20 protein-coding genes and 1 tRNA gene are annotated in these 20508 nt (G+C 70.2%); 12 read left to right on the top strand and 9 right to left on the bottom strand.

Annotated elements, in window-relative coordinates; all coding sequences use genetic code 11:
- The first annotated feature begins 161 nt into the window (after positions 1–161).
- Positions 162–884 carry a GNAT family N-acetyltransferase gene (locus NF4_RS17665; protein ID WP_232330530.1) on the top strand — a complete coding sequence of 241 codons (723 nt, stop codon included), beginning with the start codon at positions 162–164 and terminating at the stop codon, positions 882–884.
- A gap of 271 nt (positions 885–1155) precedes the next feature.
- Here the strand turns inward: NF4_RS17665 and NF4_RS39800 are convergent, their stop codons facing one another.
- Positions 1156–1287, bottom strand: coding sequence for a hypothetical protein (locus tag NF4_RS39800; RefSeq protein ID WP_269749639.1), 132 nt, complete (start codon positions 1285–1287; stop codon positions 1156–1158).
- A gap of 119 nt (positions 1288–1406) precedes the next feature.
- On the opposite strand from NF4_RS39800, the gene NF4_RS17660 reads away from it, so the two are divergent.
- The 4 genes from NF4_RS17660 to NF4_RS17650 all read left to right on the top strand — a co-directional run bounded on the left by NF4_RS17660 (position 1407) and on the right by NF4_RS17650 (position 3976).
- Positions 1407–1829, top strand: coding sequence for an Hsp20/alpha crystallin family protein (locus tag NF4_RS17660; RefSeq protein ID WP_084533234.1), 423 nt, complete (start codon positions 1407–1409; stop codon positions 1827–1829).
- A 135-nt stretch (positions 1830–1964) separates the two neighbouring features.
- Complete coding sequence (locus tag NF4_RS37815) at positions 1965–2165, top strand: hypothetical protein (RefSeq protein ID WP_157120414.1); 201 nt, start codon at positions 1965–1967, stop codon at positions 2163–2165.
- 185 nt (positions 2166–2350) lie between these two features.
- Positions 2351–3346, top strand: coding sequence for an AraC family transcriptional regulator (locus tag NF4_RS17655; RefSeq protein WP_232330529.1), 996 nt, complete (start codon positions 2351–2353; stop codon positions 3344–3346).
- A 93-nt stretch (positions 3347–3439) separates the two neighbouring features.
- Complete coding sequence (locus NF4_RS17650) at positions 3440–3976, top strand: 2-phosphosulfolactate phosphatase (protein ID WP_063128430.1); 537 nt, start codon at positions 3440–3442, stop codon at positions 3974–3976.
- A 162-nt stretch (positions 3977–4138) separates the two neighbouring features.
- Here the strand turns inward: NF4_RS17650 and NF4_RS17645 are convergent, their stop codons facing one another.
- Complete coding sequence (locus NF4_RS17645) at positions 4139–4609, bottom strand: MarR family winged helix-turn-helix transcriptional regulator (RefSeq protein ID WP_063128429.1); 471 nt, start codon at positions 4607–4609, stop codon at positions 4139–4141.
- A gap of 89 nt (positions 4610–4698) precedes the next feature.
- Here NF4_RS17645 and NF4_RS17640 point away from each other — a divergent pair, with 89 nt between their 5' ends.
- Positions 4699–5268, top strand: a complete 570-nt coding sequence (locus NF4_RS17640; protein ID WP_063128428.1) for a YceI family protein — start codon at positions 4699–4701, stop codon at positions 5266–5268.
- 119 nt (positions 5269–5387) lie between these two features.
- On the opposite strand, the gene NF4_RS17635 is transcribed toward NF4_RS17640, so the two are convergent.
- The 3 genes from NF4_RS17635 to NF4_RS17625 are packed head-to-tail and all read right to left on the bottom strand — an operon-like array spanning position 5388 to position 9529.
- Positions 5388–7346: an acetoacetate--CoA ligase gene (locus NF4_RS17635; protein WP_063128427.1), complete on the bottom strand. Its 1959-nt coding sequence runs from the start codon at positions 7344–7346 to the stop codon at positions 5388–5390.
- 39 nt (positions 7347–7385) lie between these two features.
- On the bottom strand, positions 7386–8132 hold the full coding sequence (locus tag NF4_RS17630; protein WP_063128426.1) for a 3-hydroxybutyrate dehydrogenase: 747 nt from the start codon (positions 8130–8132) through the stop codon (positions 7386–7388).
- Positions 8129–9529 carry an MFS transporter gene (locus tag NF4_RS17625; RefSeq protein WP_063128425.1) on the bottom strand — a complete coding sequence of 467 codons (1401 nt, stop codon included), beginning with the start codon at positions 9527–9529 and terminating at the stop codon, positions 8129–8131. The genes NF4_RS17630 and NF4_RS17625 overlap by 4 nt, the downstream gene beginning before the upstream one ends.
- A 141-nt stretch (positions 9530–9670) precedes the next feature.
- On the opposite strand from NF4_RS17625, the gene NF4_RS17620 reads away from it, so the two are divergent.
- Positions 9671–10585: a LysR family transcriptional regulator gene (locus tag NF4_RS17620; RefSeq protein ID WP_232330528.1), complete on the top strand. Its 915-nt coding sequence runs from the start codon at positions 9671–9673 to the stop codon at positions 10583–10585.
- Between the two features lie 352 nt (positions 10586–10937).
- Positions 10938–12182, top strand: coding sequence for a cytochrome P450 family protein (locus NF4_RS17615; protein ID WP_063128631.1), 1245 nt, complete (start codon positions 10938–10940; stop codon positions 12180–12182).
- A 51-nt stretch (positions 12183–12233) separates the two neighbouring features.
- Here NF4_RS17615 and NF4_RS17610 read toward each other — a convergent pair whose 3' ends face one another.
- The 4 genes from NF4_RS17610 to NF4_RS37810 form a co-directional block, all read right to left on the bottom strand.
- On the bottom strand, positions 12234–13454 hold the full coding sequence (locus NF4_RS17610; protein WP_063128423.1) for a styrene monooxygenase/indole monooxygenase family protein: 1221 nt from the start codon (positions 13452–13454) through the stop codon (positions 12234–12236).
- 246 nt (positions 13455–13700) lie between these two features.
- Positions 13701–13773: transfer RNA gene (locus NF4_RS17605), tRNA-Glu, on the bottom strand.
- A 280-nt stretch (positions 13774–14053) separates the two neighbouring features.
- On the bottom strand, positions 14054–14788 hold the full coding sequence (locus NF4_RS17600) for a DUF7873 family protein (protein WP_063128422.1): 735 nt from the start codon (positions 14786–14788) through the stop codon (positions 14054–14056).
- Positions 14789–14939: 151 nt separating this feature from the next.
- Positions 14940–15098: a hypothetical protein gene (locus NF4_RS37810; protein ID WP_157120410.1), complete on the bottom strand. Its 159-nt coding sequence runs from the start codon at positions 15096–15098 to the stop codon at positions 14940–14942.
- Between the two features lie 492 nt (positions 15099–15590).
- Between NF4_RS37810 and NF4_RS17595 the strand changes: the two genes are divergently transcribed.
- The 4 genes from NF4_RS17595 to NF4_RS17580 are packed head-to-tail and all read left to right on the top strand — an operon-like array spanning position 15591 to position 20335.
- Positions 15591–16703, top strand: coding sequence for an XdhC family protein (locus NF4_RS17595; RefSeq protein WP_063128421.1), 1113 nt, complete (start codon positions 15591–15593; stop codon positions 16701–16703).
- A gap of 28 nt (positions 16704–16731) precedes the next feature.
- Positions 16732–17250 (top strand): 2Fe-2S iron-sulfur cluster-binding protein, encoded by a 519-nt coding sequence (locus NF4_RS17590; RefSeq protein ID WP_063128420.1) that lies wholly within the window; start codon positions 16732–16734, stop codon positions 17248–17250.
- Positions 17247–18245, top strand: coding sequence for an FAD binding domain-containing protein (locus tag NF4_RS17585; RefSeq protein ID WP_063128419.1), 999 nt, complete (start codon positions 17247–17249; stop codon positions 18243–18245). The genes NF4_RS17590 and NF4_RS17585 overlap by 4 nt, the downstream gene beginning before the upstream one ends.
- Positions 18242–20335, top strand: a complete 2094-nt coding sequence (locus tag NF4_RS17580) for a xanthine dehydrogenase family protein molybdopterin-binding subunit (protein ID WP_063128418.1) — start codon at positions 18242–18244, stop codon at positions 20333–20335. Before NF4_RS17585 ends, NF4_RS17580 begins: the two co-directional genes overlap by 4 nt.
- The last annotated feature ends 173 nt before the right edge of the window (positions 20336–20508 follow it).

The following is a 20508-nucleotide window of genomic DNA, read 5'->3' as shown; positions in this document are numbered from 1 at the left end:
CTACCTCCCGTCGAAGGGCGCTTCGCTGTGCCCGGCCGGCACGTCGTCCCACGCTAGCCCGGCTCGGGAACCGACCCCGGGTCTTCCGGCTCCTCTGCGTGTCCGGACGCCCGGCGGGGCACCCCACGGGCGTGGTGAGAGCCGCCCGGCATACTCGGCAGGTGGCGAACGACGAGATCTGCGGTACCGCGGTGGTCCCGGACAGCGCGGTACTGGACGACCCGGTGGGCGAATCGCTGCGCGGACACCATGCGCATCTGGCCCGCCGGATCGGCCGGGCCGGCACCTACCTGCCCGAAGTCGCGACCTTCGCCGCGGTCGGTGCGGATCCGGAACCGGGGGATTGGGCGGATCTCGCGCGGCTGCTCGGGCCGGGCGAACTCGCCGATATGTTCAGCTGTGCGGCACCGCCGCCGTCGGACTGGGAAGAGGTCTTCACGCTGGCGGGCCGGCAGATGATCTTCTCCGGCGCCGGCCTGCCGGCGCCCGGGCCCGATCGCGGGATGGTCGAACTGGGTGCGGACAGCGTGCCCGACATGCTCGACCTCGTCGCGCGCACCCGGCCCGGTCCGTTCCGCCCGCGCACCCGGGAACTCGGCACCTATCTCGGTATCCGCGACAGCGGCCGGCTGGTGGCCATGGCGGGTGAACGGCTCCGGCCGCCGGGATGGACCGAGATCAGCGCCGTCTGTACCGCCCCCGAGGCGCGGGGGCAGGGCCATGCGGCCCGCCTGGTCCGTGCGCTCGCCGCCCGTATCGAGGACCGCGGCGAACGTCCTTTTCTGCATGTCGCGGAAGGGAATACGGGCGCGATCGCCCTCTATGAGCGGCTCGGCTTCCGGACCCGCGTATCCGTGACTTTCCGGGGGTATCGCATCCCGTAGCCGCCGCAGCTCCGCGCGCGTTGTGCCTGGCCGGGGTTGCTCGGGTAGGTCGTGCCGGGGCCGCCGCCCCGGTCGTTCGATCCGGCGGCATGCTGCTCGCCAGGGGGCCGCGCGGGACACCATCGAAACGCGGTCCGTCGCGACCGTCGTCGGAGGCACTGCGTTCCCGCGGTGCGTCCGTCCGGTCCGGAGGCGGGCGAGGAGTTGTTCCCCGCCGCGGTGATGGGCGTCCGGAGGGTCGCGCGGCCGGCGCTACGCGGCCGGGCGAGAGCTACCCGGTCTCGTCGAACCCGTTCGCGGAGCCGCCGGTGTTCGAGGAGGCGGCGGCCCTCCAGTCGCGCGCCCCGCCGAACCAGAGCCACAGCCCGTTCCGCCAGGCTGCTTCGGCTGTTCTGAGCGTCATATTTTCTACCTACACCACTTGCACTGTCCTGTGGAGAGTGCTAAAAATTATCTCTGTCAGATGACACAGATAATCTGCTTCCCTTCGGCAGTGAATGGAGTGAACTGGAGGTGGCGACCATGCTGATGCGCACCGATCCCTTCCGCGACCTGGACCGCCTGACCCAGCAGGTGTTCGGTACGCCCGCGCGCCCGGCAGTGATGCCGATGGACGCCTGGCGTGAAGGCGACGAATTCTTCGTGGAACTGGACCTGCCCGGGATCGACCCGGATTCACTGGACCTCGATGTCGAACGCAACGTGGTGACGGTGCGCGCGTCGCGGCCGGAGCTGAACTCCAACCGGTCCATGATCGCGGCCGAACGTACCCGCGGGGTGTTCAGCCGGCAGCTGTTCCTCGGCGAGAACCTCGATACCGAGGCGATCCGGGCCGACTACCGCGACGGCGTCCTGCGGTTGGTGATCCCGGTCTCGGAGAAGGCCAAACCGCGCAAGATCGAGGTCGCGCGCCACGACGGCGAGCCCCAGGCGATCACCGCCTGACAGTCCGGCCCGAGCGTCGTGCCGAGGAGCGCGAGAGGGTCCGGCCGGCGCCGCGTCTCCGAACTGTCCTACCCCCGCCGGCGACCGGACCCCGCAATGTGCCGGTCCCGGCCCCGCTACCCAGGAGTCACCCGCATGTCAGCCAGGAATGTTGTTACGACCACCACTGCTGCCGCTTCCGTGACCACCGGGCCCGTCACCGCCGGCGACTCGTCGCCGGCTCAGGTCGTCCCGGGCGCCGCAGACGTGCAATGGCCCGACCCCAGCCCGCTGCAGAGCTGGTGGACCGAGATCATGGACGGCGTCTCGATGCCCCACTCGCGCAGGGTCGCCTGACCCGCTGTTGTCCCGAAGACAGGTCGAGCCGCGGCGATATGCGCATGACGGCGCTCCGGGTCGTCCGGGGCCCGGCGCCGCGGCAGCGGCCGGCCACCGGACAGCCGGTGCCGGATCGAATCCGCATATCCGACTACCCGAGTCCATTACCCGGGTCCCTCACCGAGAGCGCAGTGTCCCGGTCGGTGTCCGCCGAACCGGCGGCCGAGGGTCCCCAGAAATTCGAGGCGGTGCGCTATCCGGTGTTCCACAGTGAAAACCTCGGTGAGATCGAGGCATTTCTCCGTACCGCCTACCCCGGGGTGCTGATCGGCCATACCGGCCCCCGGCACACCTCGGTGGGCGTGCGCCGCGATGTGCTCGGCCCCGTCACCCTGGATCGGATCGCTCTCGGGTTCGACCTCTCCTACGGCGTCGAGCGGACGGGCACGCTGTGTGTGGCGAGCGTGCACGCCGGTGTGATCGAGCACAGCGGTCCCGGCGGTGGAACCGAGGACCTCAGGCCCGGCCGGGTCGGGTTGCTCGGTGCCGACGAGCTCCCGTCGTCGGGAATCGTGCGCGCCGGACGCTACGACCTCACACTGTTCGATTCGGCACTGCTGGACCGCTTGGCCGTCGGCGAGGGCGGAGCGTCCGTGCGGATCACCGCGTCCGGGCCGCGTACCCCGGCCGCGGCCCGGCGGCTCACCGAGGCGGTCACACATCTGAAGCATCTCGCCGCCGACCCCACCACCGCGGGCAATCCACTACTGATCGCCACCGCCACGGACTATCTGGCCGCGACGGTACTGGCGACCGTGCCCACCACCGCGGTCACCGCACCGGACGCGGCCGACCGCCGCGACGCCCACCCCGGCGTGGTGCGCCGCGCCATCGCCTACCTGGAATCTCATGTGCACGAGGACATCACCGTCGCGGCGGTCGCGGCGGCGGCCTTCGTCACCCCGCGGGCCCTGCAACTGGCCTTCCGCCGCCACCTCGGCACCACCCCGCTGCGCTACCTGCGGCGGCTACGGCTGGCGGGCGCGCACGAACAACTCCTCGCAGCGGCCCCCGGGGACGGACAGACCGTCGCCTCCGTCGCCCGTGCGTGGGGCTTCGCCCACCCCGGGCGCTTCGCCGCCGCCTACCACCGCTGTTACGGACACACCCCCTCCGAGATCCTGCGCCACAGCAGGTGAGTCGCGGCGCCGGATGCGAACGGTGCAGGCATTCGCGGCACGGCACGGCGCCGTGTTCGCGGTGGGGCGGCGGGCGGTATCACCGGAGCGGCCGTGGTCGCTGTCTTCGGCCGCATTGCGGCGGGCGCCGGTGCCGCGGCGGCTGGTACTGCCCTCGCCGAACGGCTCGGCGATCACCGCATCGGTCACGGGGACGCCGGTGGTGGCGGCGTGCCTGCGCAACGCCTCCGCGGTGGCCGCCTGGCTCACCCGGCAGGGCTGGGGGTCGGCCGACCGGCCATATCGATCATCGCCGCCGGTGAGCGGTGGCCCGGCGCGGACACCCTGCGGCCCGCGGCGGAGGACTGGATCGGAGCCGGTGCGGTCGTTTCCGCCCTGGCCGCGGCGGGCGCGGGACCGCTGTCGCCGGAAGCGGCGGCCGCGGCGGCACTCCACCACGGCATCGGCGATGTGGCGCGATACGTCACCGACTGTGCGTCGGGACGGGAGCTGGCTGCGGCGGGGTTCGCCGAAGATGTGGCGATCGCCGTGGAGATCGACGCCGGCACCGCGGTTCCGGTCCGGACGGACGGGGTCTTCACCGCGGCGGAAGAGGGTGCGCGGGGCGAGTTCCGGCCGCCGAGGGCATGATTCCTTCGGTGGGCAGTCCATCCGGAGGAAATCCCGGGGGGCGTCGGCCCGGGTCGGTGCCGGGAAATTCTGAGGGCAGCGGCTGCCGTACCCGCCGGACGAGGCGAGGCGAGGTATTGGGCGCCCGCCTGCCGGGAGTGGAGGGCGTGCCCTGCCGAGGGATCATCTGCCTTGGTCCGCGTCGTCGAGTTTGTCGAGGATGCGGTCGGCGATCGAGGCCAGGGCGTCCACCTGGTCGTCGGTGAGTGCGTCGAAGACCAGCTCGCGCACGGTGTCGACATGTCTCGGCGCGGCCTGTTCGATCGCGGCGCGGCCCTGCTCGGTGAGCACGATGTAGGCGCCGCGGGCGTCGTCCGGACAGTCTTCGCGCAGTACCAGGCCGCGTCGCTGCATCCGGCCCACGTGGTGGGACAGCCGGCTCTTCTCCCATTGCAGGGCCTGCCCCAGTTCGCCCACCCGCATCCGCGGCTCGGGCCGGTCGGTGAGCTGGACGAGGACGTCGAAATCGGCCAGTGACAGGCCCGAGTCCTGCTGTAGCTGCCGGTGCAGGTGCGCGACCAACCGGGCGTGCATCGTCAGGTAGCCCCGCCAGGCCCGGCGCTCGCGCTCGTCGAGCCATCGCGTCTCGGTCATATGTCCAGCGTAACCCAGTAGTTGACATATCACCAATCAGGGCGCAGGATTTATATGACACATCAACAACAAGGACTCGGAGGCACAGGATGACGACCGCGACGAACGTGAACGAGCTGAGCGGAACCTACGTACTGGACCCGACCCACACCCGGGTCGGTTTCGTCACCAGGCACGCGATGGTGACCAAGGTGCGCGGTGCGTTCAACGAATTCACCGGTAGCGCGTACTTCGACGGCGACAACCCGGCCAACTCCTCGGGGGAGGTGACGATCCAGGTGGCCAGCATCGACACCCGCAATGCCGACCGCGACAAGCATCTGCGCGGACTCGACTTCCTGGGATTGGACGAATACCCCGAGATCACCTTCCGCTCCACGGCGATCACGCCGACCGGTCCGGACGCGTTCGACGTCACCGGCGACCTCACCATCAAGGGCATCACCCGGTCCGTGACCGTCCCCTTCACGTTCGAAGGCCAGGCCACCGACCCGTTCGGCAATGTCCGGGTCGGTTTCGAAGGTTCGGCCACCATCAACCGCAAGGATTTCGGCATCACCTGGAACGCGGCACTGGAAACCGGCGGTGTGCTGGTCGCCGACAAGGTCGTCCTGGAATTCGAGGTCTCGGCGATCAAGCAGGACGCCGCGACGAACTGACCGCGGCCGGAGGGGAGCAGACAGAGCGCGGTGGGGCGTGGCCACGCCTCCACCGCGACACGGCCCTCGGGCCTCTGCGCAAACGCCTTGCCCGTCGGACGATGCGGGAAACCGGCAGATCACCTCGGGTCGCGGCCACCGCCCGGCCGGATCGTGCGGTACCAGTCGAGTAGCTCCGGACGGTCCACCGCGTTGCGGTCCACGACGCGGCCCGGGGCGGCGCCCTGGAACAGTTTCTTGATCGGTACCTCCAGTTTCTTGCCGGTGCGGGTGTGCGGGATGCCGGGGGCGGGAATGATCTCGTCCGGCACGTGCCGGGGCGAGACCTCGGTGCGGATGGTGGTGGCGATGAGCGCCTCGAGCTCGTCGGTGAGTTCGGCGCCGGGCGCCGGGACCACGAACAGCGGCATCCAGTAGCCGCCGTCGGGTTGTTCGACGCCGATCACCAGCGCCTCGGCGATCTCCGGTAACCGTTCGACCGCCTGGTAGATATCGGCGCTGCCCATCCGGATACCGTGCCGGTTGAGGGTGGAATCGGAGCGGCCGTGCACGATGACGCTGTGGCGCTCGGTGACGGTGATCCAGTCGCCGTGCCGCCAGACACCGGGGAAGGTGTCGAAATACGCGTCGCGATACCGCCTACCGTCGTCGTCCCGCCAGAAGCGGACCGGCATCGACGGCATCGGCGCGGTGATCACGAGTTCACCCACCTCGCCGCGCACCGGTTGTCCGGCCGGGTCGTAGGCGTCCAGCGCGACACCGAGGAAGGGCGCCGACAGTTCGCCCGGCCACACCGGTACGGTGCGCGCGCCGCCGAGGAACGCCGACACCACGTCGGTGCCGCCGCTGATCGAGGACACCCGGACGTGGTCGCCGGCGTGCTCGCTCAGCCACCGCGCCGACGAGGCCGGTAGCGCGGAGCCGGTCACGCCGACGGTGCGCAGTGCCGACAGGTCGTGATCGGCGCGCGGAACCGAGCCCGCCTTGATGCAGGCCAGCGCGTAACCGGGGCTGATACCCAGGACGGTGGCGCCGACGTCGGCGGCGATCCGCCACAGCGCGTCCGGGGCCGGCGCGGTGGGGCTGCCCTCGTACGTGACGATGGTCGCCCCGGTCAGCAGGCCGGCGACCTGGAAATTCCACATCATCCAGCTCGGGCTGGTGTACCAGAAGAACGTATCGGCGGGGCCGATATCGGATTGCAGCGCCACGGCTTTGAGGTGTTCCAGCACTACGCCCCCGTGGCCGTGCACGATGCCCTTGGGCGGGCCGGTCGTGCCGGAAGAGAACACGATCCACAACGGATGGTCGAAATCCACGGGTTCCGTGGCGAGCTCCCGCGGCGGTGTCCCGGCGCCGCCGATCGCGTCGTCCCAGGAGATCGCATCCGGCACCGTGAGCCCGAGACGTCCGATCACGACCGTGCCGCGTACCGAGTCCAGGCCCGCGCGCAACGCGGCGATATCGGCGCGTTTGTCGTGGGCCCGGCCGCCGAATCGGTAACCGTCGGCGGTGACCAGGACGGTGGGTTCGAGTTGTCCGAGCCGGTCCAGCGCGGCTTTCGGCGAGTAGTCCTGTCCGCACGCGCTCCACACCGCACCGATACTCGCGGTGGCCAGGAACGCGACGATCGTCTCCGGGATATTCGGCAGATATCCGGCCACCCGGTCACCGGCCCGGACGCCCAGGGTACGCAACGTCCGGGCGAAAGCGGCGGTGTGGTCGAGCAGTTCGGCCCAGGAGATATCGCGGACCGGGGCGTCCTCGCCGACCGCTCTGATCGCGGGCCGGTCGGCGCGCGCCCGGCGGATCACCTGGTCGACATAGTTGAGCCGGGTTCCGGGGAACCACCGCGCGCCCGGCATCCGCGCATCCGCCAGCACCTCGCCCGCGATGTCCCCGAGTGCGAAATAGTCCCAGAGCGCGTGCCAGAACCCCTCGAGGTCCTCGACCGACCAGCGCCACAGGGCGTGATAATCGGCGGTGTTCACACCGGTACGTTCCGCGACGAATCGCGCGAAGTCGGTGAGGGCGGCCTCGGTGACGTCCTGTTCGGTCGGCACCCACAGTGGTTGCATCCTATTTCTCCTGCCGGGCCGGTCGGCCGGAGCGCGCCCTCATCGCGCGCTCCAGCCGCCGTCCATCGTGTATGCCGCACCGGTGACCATCCCGGCTTCCGGGGCGGCCAGCCAGCTCACCAGTGCGGCGACCTCGTCCGGCTCGACGAGGCGTTTGATCGCACTCTCGGTGAGCAGAACCTTCTCCAGTACTTCCTGTTCGGGTATGCCGTGTGCCGCGGCCTGATCCGCGATCTGCTCGTCGACCAGGGGAGTGCGTACGTAGCCGGGATTGACGCAGTTGCTCGTCACGCCGTGCGGGCCGCCCTCCAGCGCGGTCACTTTCGACAACCCCTCCAGCCCGTGTTTGGCCGTCACATAGGCGACCTTGTAGGGAGAGGCGCGCAGACCGTGTACCGAGGAGATATTGACGATCCGCCCCCAGCCCTGCCGGTACATATGTGGCAGGGCCGCGCGCACCAGTAGGAACGGCGCCTCGACCATCAGCGCGAGCAGGTCGCGGAACCGCTGCGGTGCGAACTCCTGGATGGGGGAGATGTGCTGCACCCCGGCGTTGTTCACCAGGATGTCGGTGCGCAGTTCCAATCCCTCCAGCGCCGCGACGTCGAGCAGATCGACCGCCCAGGACTCGCCGCCGAGTTCCCCGGCGACAGCCGCGGCACCGGCGGCGTCGATATCGGCCACCGTCACCGTGGCGCCGCGCGCCGCGAGCGCCCGGGCGCATGCCGCGCCGATACCGCTCGCGCCGCCGGTGACCAGGGCATTGCGTCCCGCCAGATCGGTCATCGCGCGGACACCTCGGCGGCGCGCGGGGTCAGGCTCTCGGCGTCGGCGCGATCGATGCTCTCCAGGTCGAGCCCCTTGGTCTCCCGTGCGGCCAGGACGGCGATCGCGCTGACCGCCGCCGCACCCGCCAGATACCAGGCGATCGGCACCGCGGACCCGTAGATATCGAGCAGCCGGACCGCGATGATCGGCGCGAGGGATCCGGCCACGATCGAGGTCACCTGATAGCCCAGGGACACACCGGAATAGCGCATGCGCGTCGGGAACATCTCGGCCATGATCGCGGGCTGCCCGGCGTACATGAAGGCATGGAAGACCAACCCGATGATGATGGCGGACACGATGATCAGGTTGTTACCGCTGTCCATCATCGGGAAGGCGAAGAAACCCCAGGTGGCCGCCGTCAGCGCGCCGATCATGTAGACGGGCCGGCGGCCGATACGGTCGGACAGGCCGCCGACCAGCGGAACGACGACGAAGTGCACGGCGTGCGCGGCGAGCAGCCACCACAGGATCACCGAGGTGTCGGCGTGCACCTCGACCTTCAGATAGGTGATGGTGAAGGTGACGACCAGGTAGTACATGATGTTCTCGCCGAACCGCAGCCCCATCGCGGTGAGCACACCCCGGGGGTAGCGGCGCAGCACCTCGACGACGCTGAGCGAGGTGGCCTTGATCTCCTCGGCCTCCTGCTGTGCGGCGACGAAGATGGGCGCGTCGGTGATCTTCGTGCGGATGTAGTACCCCACCAGCACCACCACCGCCGACAGCCAGAACGCCACCCGCCAGCCCCAGCCGAGGAACGCCTCGTCGGACAGGGTCGTGGTCAGCACCAGCAGGACGACCGTGGCCAGCAGATTGCCCGCGGGTACGCCGGCCTGCGGCCAGCTCGCCCAGAAACCGCGGCGGCTGCTCGGACTGTGCTCGGCGACCAGTAGTACCGCGCCACCCCATTCGCCGCCGACCGCGAAACCCTGGATGAAGCGCAGCGCCACCAGCAGGGCCGGTGCCCAGTAACCGATCTGGCCGAAGGTCGGCAGGCAGCCCATCAGGAAGGTGGCGCTGCCGACCAGGACGAGGCTGAACTGCAGCAGTTTCTTGCGACCGTATTTGTCGCCGTAGTGTCCGAAGACCACGCCGCCCAGTGGGCGGGCCGCGAAACCGACCGCGTAGGTGACGAACGCGGCGAGGATCGCGTCCAGGTCGCTGGTGCCCGCAGCGAAGAACACCTTGCTGAACACCAGCGTCGCGGCGGTGCCGTAGAGAAAGAATTCGTACCACTCCACGACTGTGCCCGCCATCGACGCGGCCACCACGCGCCGTAGGCCGGCGGCCGTTCCACCGGATCCGGCGTCCTTCGATGCCGCCGGATCCGGTCCGGCGCTGTGCTCCCTCATCGCACTTCTCCTTCGTGCCCGGGGCCACGTCACCTCTCCTGATGTGACGGGCCCCACATTGCTCGGCTGCATCGAGTATTGGTGCAGACCGAGCGCCCCGCAATGACCATTACTGCAGTACAGATGTGCGAAAATGCAGATATGAGTGCGGCCTTTCCAGGTCGTCCCAGCGCGGACGACCTTCTCGTCCTACTGGCCGTCGGTCGTTCGGGACGATTCGTCACCGCGGCCGAGCAACTCGGCCTCAACCACACCACCATCTCCCGCCGGATCGCCGCACTGGAGCAGACTCTCGGCGGGCGAGTGCTCACGCGGGTGACCGGCGGCTGGGAACTGACCGACCTCGGCAGAGAAGCCCTGGCCGCGGCCGAGGCGGTGGAGTCGGCGGTGAAATCACTCGCGGCGGACGCGGGCGGAAACCGGGTGCTGGCAGGCGTGGTCCGGCTGTCGGCGACCGACGGCTTCAGCGCCTATATCGCTGCCCCCGCCGCAGCGGCGGTGCGCCGGCGGCATCCGGATATCGCGGTCGAGCTCGTGGCGACCACCAGGCGGGCGTCGCAACAGCGCTCCGGGCTCGACCTGGAGGTCGTCGTCGGCGAACCGCGGGTACGCCGCGCCACGGCGACGCATCTGGCCGACTACCGCCTGGGCCTCTACGGTTCGCGCGCGTACCTGCGGGAACACGGCGCCCCGGCGACAATCGATGATCTCGCCCGGTATCCGCTGGTGTACTTCATCGATTCCATGCTCCAGGTCGACGATCTCGACCTGGCCTCCGGTCATGTCCCCACCATGCGGGAATCGGTGACCTCCACGAACGTCTTCGTGCACGTGGAGGCCACCCGCGCGTCCGCCGGGCTGGGCCTGCTGCCCTGTTTCATGGCCGATCGCCACCCGGACCTGGTGCGGGTCCTGGCCGATTCGGTGGCGGTGACCCTCGGTTACTGGCTGGTGGCCCGCACCGAGACCCTGCGTCGTCCGGAAGTCGCCGCGGTGGTCGCCGCGATGCGGTCCGTGCTCGACGAGCAGCGCGACACGCTTCTCGGCGCCGGGTGAGATCATGCCCGGGGGGGTGCGCGTGCCGGGGAACGCGCTCGGCCGATGCAGGGTGCCGCCCGATTGTGCGGACGGCGTATCCGGTCCGCGGTCGGCCGGGCTCGCCGGCCGTGCGGTACCTACCGGCTCGCGCGCGGCGGTCGGCCGCTCCCATTCCGTGGGTACAGCGGCGACCGGTACCTCGGCGCGCGGTGGCGGCCGTTGCGGCTGTCGCGAGGCCGAATCTCCGGCGGACCTACCGATGTCGTCGATCTACCTACTGGGCGATTCTTGGTCCGCCCGCGACCGTGCGACAGCCCGGCGGCCGCGGGCGCAGCCATGCACCGATGAGCACCGTCCTGTCGCTGGAGTCATCCACTTGCCCATACCCTCGGCCCTCACCGGCCAACACGCTTCGCCCGCCGGTCGCGACGAGTCCCGCGTCCCGCTGTACGCCGCCGAGTTCGCGGCCGATCCGCACGCCGCCTACCGCCGGATGCGCGACCGATACGGCTCGCTGGTTCCCGTGGAACTAGCGCCCGGGGTGCCCGCCACACTGGTGGTCGGATATCGCGCCGCCCTGCGTATTCTCAACGACCCCGAGCGCTTTCCCGCCGATCCGCGCGCCTGGCAGCGCAGTATCCCCGCCGATTGCCCGGTGCTGCCGGTCCTGGAGTGGCGGCCGAGCGCGATCCGCAGCGCGGGCGCCGAGCACGCCCGCTACCGCGGGGTCAATACCGCCGGTATCGACGGCGTCGATCTGCACGCCCTGCACGGTGTCGTCGGGCGGATCGCCGTCCCGTTGATCAATGCCTTCTGTGAGACGGGGGCCGCCGATCTCGTCACCCAGTACGCGTTCCCGCTGGCGTTCGAGGCGATCAACGCGATGCTGGGCTGCCCACCCGAGATCGGCCGGAAGGTCGCGGAAGCCACGCACACGGTCTTCGACGGTGTGGACGCCGAACGCGGCAACCAGATGCTCAGCGCCGCGGTGCTCGAACTGGTGGAGTTGAAGCGGGCCGAACCCGGTGACGACATCACCTCGCGGGTGCTCGCGCATCCCGCGAATCTCGACGAAGCCGAACTCATCCATCAGATCGTCGTCCTCTACGGTGCCGGGATCGAGCCGCTGCAGAACCTCATCATCAACACCCTGCTGCTGATACTCACCGACGACCGGTTCGCGGGCAGTCTCCTCGGCGGCGCGCTGTCCACCCGGGACGCGCTGGACGAGGTCTTGTTCGAGGACCCGCCGATGGCGAATTTCAGTGTCACCTACCCGCGGCAGCCGATCCTGATCGACGACGTCTGGCTGCCCGCGAACCAACCCGTGGTGATCAGCCTGGCCGGGTGCAACAACGACCCCGCGATCAGCACCGGCGACCATACCGGCAACCGGTCCCATCTCGCCTGGGGCGCGGGCCCGCATGGCTGTCCGGCCAGATCCGCGGCGTACCTGATCGCCCAGGGCGCCATCGATCAATTGCTGGACGCCCTACCCGATCTGCGACTGGCCGTACCCGCGGACGCGCTGACGCGGCGGCCCGGGCCGTTCCACCGGGCCCTGGCCGATCTGCCGGTGGAATTCCCGCCGTGCCCACAGCAGAGCATTCTCTGAGACCCGCGCCGGCCCCAGCAGGCCCGGCCGGGGACACCGGCGCCGGCCCGCTCACCCGAGCGGTGCGGTGTCCGCGTTGCGGGCGGCGGTGAAGCGCACCATATCGGCCGGCCGGGCGAAGGTGTCGGCGAAGGCGTTCGCCAGCGCAGGGTCGTGCTGTGCGGCCAGCATGAACTGCTGCATCTCGGCCGGCGGGTCGAGTACCGCCGCCGTCCACCGCGCGGCATGGTGCGCGGTGCCGGTAAGCCAAGGCGTGGCGGCGGACTCCATCCAGGACCGGTCGAACGGCCCGTCCGGGCGGGCCAGGATCGCGGCAGCGTAGGACCGGGCGCAGTGGGCGGCGTTGTTCGCGCCCTGGGCGCCACCGGGGTCCATCCGGCACACCACATCACCGCCCCCGAGCACCGGCCGGCCGGAGGGAAGTGTCCCCACCGGCCGGCGTACCGCCGGCTTCACCGCGCCTGTCAGCGTGGCACGGGCATCGGTCAATTCGGCCGCGCGATAGCGGTCCGCCAGATCGGCGGGCAGATGGGTTTCCAGCAGACGCCGGGCCCGGCGCAACTGCTCGGACGGTGGGTCGTGCGGATCGAAGACATCGAGGGGGCCGCCGGGGATCGCCTCGATCAGCAGCATCTCGCATCGCCGCTCCTCGCCCGGCGCACCGGTGAGCCCGGGGTAGGAGATCACTTCCCCCAGGCCGGGAAGCGATACGTAGATTCCGAGGTCGTCCGGGTCCGGCGTCGCACCCTCGAGGTAGAGCACAGCCAGCTGCCGGGCGGGGCGGCCGGGCGTCGGCCAGCCGGGATCGGCGGGGAAGCAGGCGGCCAGCTCACCGGAGGCGCGGGTGACCACGGTCAGGTCGTACTCGCCGGCCCGCCGGTCGACTTCGGCCACCGGCGGATCGCCGATCTCCAGATCCCCACCGGCGTCGATGTATTCGGTGAGCCAGCGCGCGAACACGGTGCGCTGATCGACGCTCTGCGCCGGCCGGGTGAACCGGCCGGTCCAGCCCAGTATCCGCTGGCCGTCCATCACCGCGGCCAGCCGGATACCGCGTATCTCGGGCGCCACCGACCGCCAGTGCCCCAGTCCGGCCGCGCTTTCCAGGTCCAGTGTCGCCGGGAACTTGACCTGGGTGCTGGTCACTGTGCCGTTCAGTACGTCGGCGGCCTCGCGGGCCGCCACCAGCGTGACCGGGCGACCCGCGCGTAACAGCCGATGCGCCAGCGGAAGCCCGCATTCGCCCGCCCCCAGAATCCGGATATGTCCCATCGCGCGCCCTTTCCTCTGACCGATTCGGCCGGTTCCGACCAGACGATCCTCGGCGCATAGGTGGGAGTCGCGCATCGGTACCAGCGAGGGGATCCGCGACGGTTCCGCCCGTACGGCGGGCGGGCTCCGGGAGGAGTGTGCCACCGAGATCGCCCGGTCGCTCGGCGGCGCCGCCGAGCTGCGCGCCCGGCTCGGGGTGGTCGAGACAGGCGGAGGGGCCGGGAATACCCTTCCCGGCCCCTCCTGATAAACGAGTGGGATTCGAACCCACTACCGTCGGAATGAGAGTCCGATGCTCTACCGGATGAGCTATCGTTCGTTCCACCTGTGATCGCCGAATACGCGGGTGTGGGTCATGGTGAGTAACCCCGCGCGTTTCCTTTACGCCACAGCGGCAGGGAGAGCCGCCACCGGGAATCGAACCCGGATCTCGGGGGTGCATCGCGCACATCCGCCCGTCGAGCGATCGATGAAATTGTTGAGCTTGGAGCAAGAAGCTGAGTTTCTCGGCAGGCCCTGGCAGCGCCTGCGCTGTGTGAGTATGAATTTAAGTCTCAGATTGTGCTCCATCCCCCCGCAGGGGGAGTCTGTGGTCCCGACTATCCGAACAGGTAGTCGAGAATGGCCCGGCCGGGCTCGACATCGGTCACGGGTGTCGCGTTCGCCGTCTCCCGGGCGACGCGCACCGCGTCGAGCAGCTTGCCGAGCCGGTCGTCGATATCACCGACTTCCTTCGCCGGCAGCGCGCCGGAGAACTTCGTGGTGGTCCAGCGGCCGACCACGACGTCCTCGTGATACACCTCCACCTGCGCCGGGTGCTTATCGGTGGCCGGGGCCAACACGTGGTTGCGCGGCACCTTCTTGGTCCGCACCGTCTGCGACGGCTGGGTGGCGTAGCAATCGCTGACCTCGTCGAACGACCACGACTCCGCCGGATCCAGGGTGGGCAGCTTGGCGACGAACTTCTTCAGTTCGCTGAGCTGCTTCTCCAGGAACAGCAGGTAGGTGACCGGCAGGTCCCGGGCGACGGTGACGCCGTCGACGGTCACGTCGGCCTTCGCCGAGCAGTTGGCCGTATCCTTCGTCGCGGTCACGTCGAACAACCGTGTCAGGGTGCTCTTCACATCCGCGATCACCTCGCGCGTTCGCACCTGCACCCGCTTGGACTCCGACGGCAGCTCTTCACCCATATCGTCGAGCGGACGGTAGGTGCGCGAGATACCGGCCAGCAGGTCGGCCTTGCCCACGCGCTGATAGGCGGCGGTCACATCCGCGTTCGCCTGCGACTTCGCGCCCTTCTCGATGGCGATGAGCTGATTCAGCTTGGTGGACAATGCTTTCCCTCCTCCGGTCACCTCGTCGCGACCGGGGAGAACCGTAACCGAGCGAGGCCGGAGCATGCCACCGAATATCCAGCGCGCGACACACCCCGGGCCGTGCGGCGGTCGCGACCGTGGGTCTCGCGCCCTGCCGGGCGGCGTCCGGTCAGGCCCGGCCGGTGGCACGGTGTGGGGCGGGGCCGGGATCACCGGCGCCGTGACGCTTTTCGAGCCACATACTCACCGCCACGGCCCCGTACGCGGCGGCGGCCGCCAGTCCCGGCAGGACGAGCATCAGCGAAAGGAACGAAAGGAACGAAGACACAGGCCCTCCTGGAGCACGCGACGGGAACTGCTGGGCCGGTACGCCGCACTGCGTCACCGCCCTGCCGGGACATACCCACGCCCGGGCGGCGAAACGTCCGCGGGACGCCGGATCTCAGTGACGGTCGCCACTCGCCGTGAAAGCCGAACGGGCTGTGCGGGAATCGGGCCGGACTCACCCCGGCGGTTCCCGAACGGGCAACCGGTAACGAGCGAACACCACAGGCATCGGCCGGGAGGCCGCCGGGTTGCCGGCCGGTCGGTGCCTGGCAGAGGACCGGGCTCGCGACGCGCGATTCGCGGCCGGGCTGCTCGTGGGCTTCGCGGGCGCGGCCCGAGCTGTGGTGACCGCCAGAAGGCCCGCCGCCGGGGCGACGCATACCGGCGGCCCCGCCGGGTACGCGCAGCGCATGACAGACGAGGCGAAACCCGCCGCATCGGCCATCGGAGTCGAGCCAGTGCGATCTGCTTCCGCACCCCGGCGGCCCGCCCGATGACCGCGGTATGGGAGGCGGTGCATCGGTGGTCGGCCGACGGCACCCGCGCCGCCCTGGCCCGCGTGGTGGACAGTTCCGCCGCGGGACCCCGGGCGCCGGGAACGGCGATGGCGGTCTCCGCGGCGGGCCGGGTGGTGGGCAGTATCTCGGGCGGCTGTATCGACGGTGAGCTCTGCGCCCGGGTACCCGGGGTACTGGACAGCGGCGTGCCGGAGAGAATCCGGTACGCCACCGGTGCCGACGCACTCGCGCCGTCTCTGCCCTGCGGTGGGACGCTCGACGTGCTCGTCGAGCCGGTCGACCGGTCCCTCCGCGGAGTGCTCCCGCCCCTGGTGGCGTCGCTCCGGCGTGGCGTGCCGGTCGCGCTGGCCACCGTGCTCACCGTCTCCGCGGCCGGGCCGGGACGGCATACGCTGGTGCCGGGTCCGGGCGGCCGCGTCGATCTGCCGGTGGACGATGACGCACTCACACAGGTGCGGGACCTGTCGGCGGCCGGCACCACCGCGCCTCTCGACCTCGTCGACCGGTGCGGCCGGGAGCTGCGGGTCTTCCTGCAGTCGTTCCCCGCTCCGCCCAGGATGCTGGTCTTCGGCGCGGACGACTTCGCTGCCGCGCTCACCCGGATGGGACATTTCCTCGGCTACCACGTCACCCTCTGCGACGCCCGTCCGGCCTTCGCGACCGCCGCGCGTTTCCCGGCCGCCGACGAGGTCGTGGTGAGCTGGCCGCACGAATACCTGAACGCCGTCTCGGTGACGCCCTCGACCGTCATCTGTGTACTCACCCACGACGCGAAATTCGAGGTGCCGCTGCTCGCCGCCGCGTTGCGCACCGAAGCCGGGTACATCGGCGCGCTCGGCAGCCGGCGCACCCACGCCGACCGGGTACGCCGGTTACGCGCCGCCGGAGTCACCGAGGCCGAACTGGCCCGGCTGGCCGCACCGATCGGCTTGGATCTCGGGGCGGAAACTCCGGAGGAGACGGCGGTGTCCATTGCCGCCGAGATGGTCGCCCGGTGCCGTGGCGGCACCGGTGCGCGGCTGCGCGATGTCGATTCGCCCATCCACCGTGGCGGCGTCGGCAAGCCGGTCCCGCGGGTCGGGGTTTGAGCCGCGGGACGGTGGGCAACCGCCGCGCATGGACGCTGCCGGCAAGCACAGCGAAATAGACCTCGAGGTGGACGGACAGCAGCGGACGCTGCGCGTGGACAACCGCATGACGCTGCTCGACGCGCTACGCGAGCGGCTCGGCGTCACCGCACCGAAGAAAGGGTGCGACCACGGCCAGTGCGGATCCTGCACGGTGCTGCTCGACGGCCGCCGCGCCACCACCTGTCTCACCTTCGCCGCCGCCCACGACGGCGCGCGGATCGTCACCGCCACCGGGCTGGCCGACGGCGACCATCTGCACACCGTCCAGCAGGCATTTCTCGATCAGGACGGGTTTCAGTGCGGATATTGCACGCCGGGTCAGATCTGTTCCGCGGTAGGGATGCTCGAGGAGGTGAAGGCCGGTAACCCGAGCTTCGTCACCGAGGATCCGGGTGGGGAAATCGAGCTGTCCGACGCCGAGATACGGGAGCGGATGAGCGGCAACCTGTGCCGATGCGCGGCGTATCCGAATATCGTCGCGGCGATCCGGCAGGCGGCGCGATGATCCCGTTCGAGTACCGGCGTGCGGACAGCACCCGGGACGCGGTGACCGCGGTGGCCGAGCGCCCCGGCGCGGCTTTCCTCGCCGGCGGAACCAACCTCGTCGACCATATGAAACTGGGCATCGCCGCTCCCGACCTGCTCGTCGATGTCAGCAGACTGCCGCTGGGCGAGATCGAGGAGACCGCGGACGGCGGGCTCCGGGTGGGCGCCACCGTGCGCAACAGCGATCTGGCGGCGCATCCACTGGTCCGGCTGCGCTATCCGGCACTGTCGCGGGCGCTGCTGTCCGGCGCCTCCGGACAATTGCGCAACCTGGCCACCACCGGCGGGAACCTGCTGCAACGCACCCGGTGCGTGTACTTCCAGGATGTGACGACGCCCTGCAACAAGCGGGAGCCCGGCAGCGGCTGCTCGGCGCTGGGTGGCTACGTCCGCTATCACGCCATACTGGGTGCGTCCGATCAGTGCGTGGCGGTCCATCCCTCGGATATGGCGGTGGCCCTGGCGGCGCTGGACGCCCGGGTGGTGGTCGAGGACGTCGAGGGTGTGCAGCGTATCGCGGTCACCGACTTCTATCGCCTGCCCGGCGACAGTCCCGAGCGCGATACCGTGCTGCGCCACGGCCAGCTCATCACCGGGATAGAACTGCCCCCGCCGCCCCGCCCGGTGTTCGCCGATTATCGCAAGGTGCGCGATCGCGCCTCCTACGCCTTCGCGCTCGTTTCCGTGGCCGCCGAACTGGCCTTCGAATCCGATGGCGCCACTGTCCGTTCGGCGCGGCTGGCGCTCGGCGGTGTCGCGCATCGTCCCTGGCGCGCCCGCCGGGCCGAAGCCGAATTGACCGGCGCCCCGGCCGGCACCGAGACCTTCGAGCGGGCGGCCCGGGCCGAACTCGCCGAGGCCCGTCCGGTGGAGGGCAACGAGTTCAAGGTCGAACTGGCCCGCCGCGCACTCGTCTCGACCCTGCGAGACCTCACCGGAAAGGCACAGCGATGACGTCGATTCCGGCTGCGTCGATGGGCGAGCCGCTCACCCGGCTGGACGGGTACGCGAAAGTCACCGGAACGGCCCCGTACGCTTTCGAGCATGCCGTGGACGACCCGCTGTACCTGCATCCGGTTCAGGCCACCGTCGCGCGCGGGACGATCCGTGCCATGGATACCGGCCGCGCCGCGCGGCTACCCGGTGTGATCGCGGTGCTGACCGTGTTCGACGCCCCCGAACTCGCGGACACCTCCGACGGCGAGCTGACCATCCTGCAGGACGACCGGGTGCACTTTCGCGGTCAGCCGATCGGCGCGGTGGTCGCCGAGAGCGCCGAAACCGCCCGGGAGGCCGTGGGTCTCGTATCGGTCGACTACCGTACCGAGCCCCACCACACCGAGCTGCGCCCCGACGATCCCGGCCTGTACGCGCCCGAGCAGGTCAACCCATCCTTTCCGACCGACACCGAGGAGGGGGACGTCGACGGGGCGCTCGCCGGCGCGGCGGTTCGCATCGAACGGACCTACCGCACGCCCACCGAACACAACAATCCGATGGAACCGCACGCCTGTATCGCGGTGTGGGACGAGTCCGGAGGCCGGGCGCGGGTGACGCTCTACGATTCGACCCAGGGTGTCCACGCCGTGCGCAAGGCACTGGCGCCGCTGTTCGGACTCGATCCCGGGCAGCTCCGGATCATTTCACCCCATGTCGGCGGTGGGTTCGGATCGAAGGGCGCACCGCATGCCCACAATGTGCTCGCGTTGCTGGCGGCCCGGCGCATACCCGGCCGGCCGGTGAAACTCGCGCTCACCCGGCAGCAGATGTTCTCCCTCGTCGGCTACCGGACCCCGACCGTCCAGCGGATCGAACTGGGCGCGGATCCGGACGGCACACTGACCGCACTCGCCCATGAGGTGGTCGAGACGACCGCGCGGGTCAAGGAATTCGCCGAGCAGACGGCGGTCGCCTCCCGGATGATGTACGCCGTCCCCAACCGCCGGACCTCGCATCGGCTGGCGGCGCTGGATGTGCCGGTACCGTTCTGGATGCGCGCGCCCGGTGAATGCCCCGGTATGTACGCCGCGGAATCCGCGATGGACGAACTCGCCATCGCGTGCGGGATCGATCCGATCGAGCTGCGGATCCGGAACGAACCCGCCGCCGACCCCGAGAGCGGGAAACCGTGGTCCGGCCGGCGTCTCACCGAGTGCCTGCGCACCGGTGCCGACCGTTTCGGCTGGGCCGGGCGCGATCCGGCTCCGGGCGCCCGCCGCGACGGTGACTGGCTGATCGGTACCGGTGTCGCGGCCGCGACCTATCCGGCGGGCGCGATGCCGGGCAACAGCGCGCGGATCGAATTCGGCGCCGACGGCCGCTACACCGTCGATGTCGGCGCGGCCGATATCGGTACCGGCACCTGGACGGCGTTGACCCAGATCGCGGCCGACGCGCTCGGTATCGATGTCGGGCGGGTGCGCCTGCGGATCGGCGATACCGACCTGCCGGAGGCCAGTGTGGCGGGCGGCTCCACCGGGCTCTCCTCCTGGGGTTCGGCGATAGTCGCCGCCGCCCGGGAGTTCCGGCACGACCACGGCCGGGACCCGGCCGCCGGGGTCCACACCACCACGCAGGCGCCGGAGAATTCCGAGGCGGAGAAATTCGCCCTGCACTCCTTCGGCGCGCAATTCGTCGAGGCACGGGTACATCGGTTCACCGGCGAGATCCGGATCCCGCGGATGCTGGGGGTGTTCTCGGTCGGCCGGGCCGTCAATCCGCGAACCCTGCGTTCGCAGCTGATCGGCGGTATGACGATGGGTATTTCCGGCGCGCTGCACGAGGAGAGCGTGCGCGACCACCGCTTCGGCCATATCGTCACCCAGGATTTCGCGTCCTACCACATCAGCGCCCACGCGGATGTCCAGGATATCGACGCGATCTGGCTGGACGAGGTGGACGAGCACGCCAACCCCATGGGCGCCCGGGGCGCGGGGGAGATCGGTATCGTCGGGGCCGCCGCCGCGGTGGCCAATGCGATCCATCACGCGACGGGGGTGCGCGTACGCAGCCTTCCCATCACCGCCGACGCCGTGCTGACCTGAGCGGGCGTCGTACCCGGGCAACGGTTGTCCGCCGACCCGCCGCGCAGTTCGCTCGGGATCCGCGTGCAACCATCGTCGCGCAGCGAGTTCGTCGGACCGCCTGATAGCGGTCGAGTGCTGTCGTCGGGGCGTCCCGCGCGCGGGCAGCCGAATTTCGTTCCAGCGCTGCGGTG

Source organism: Nocardia fusca NBRC 14340 (assembly GCF_001618425.1).
Taxonomy (GTDB): domain Bacteria; phylum Actinomycetota; class Actinomycetes; order Mycobacteriales; family Mycobacteriaceae; genus Nocardia; species Nocardia fusca.
The sequence above is the reverse complement of the archived record's forward strand: the minus strand, read 5'-3'. Positions and strand labels throughout refer to the sequence as shown.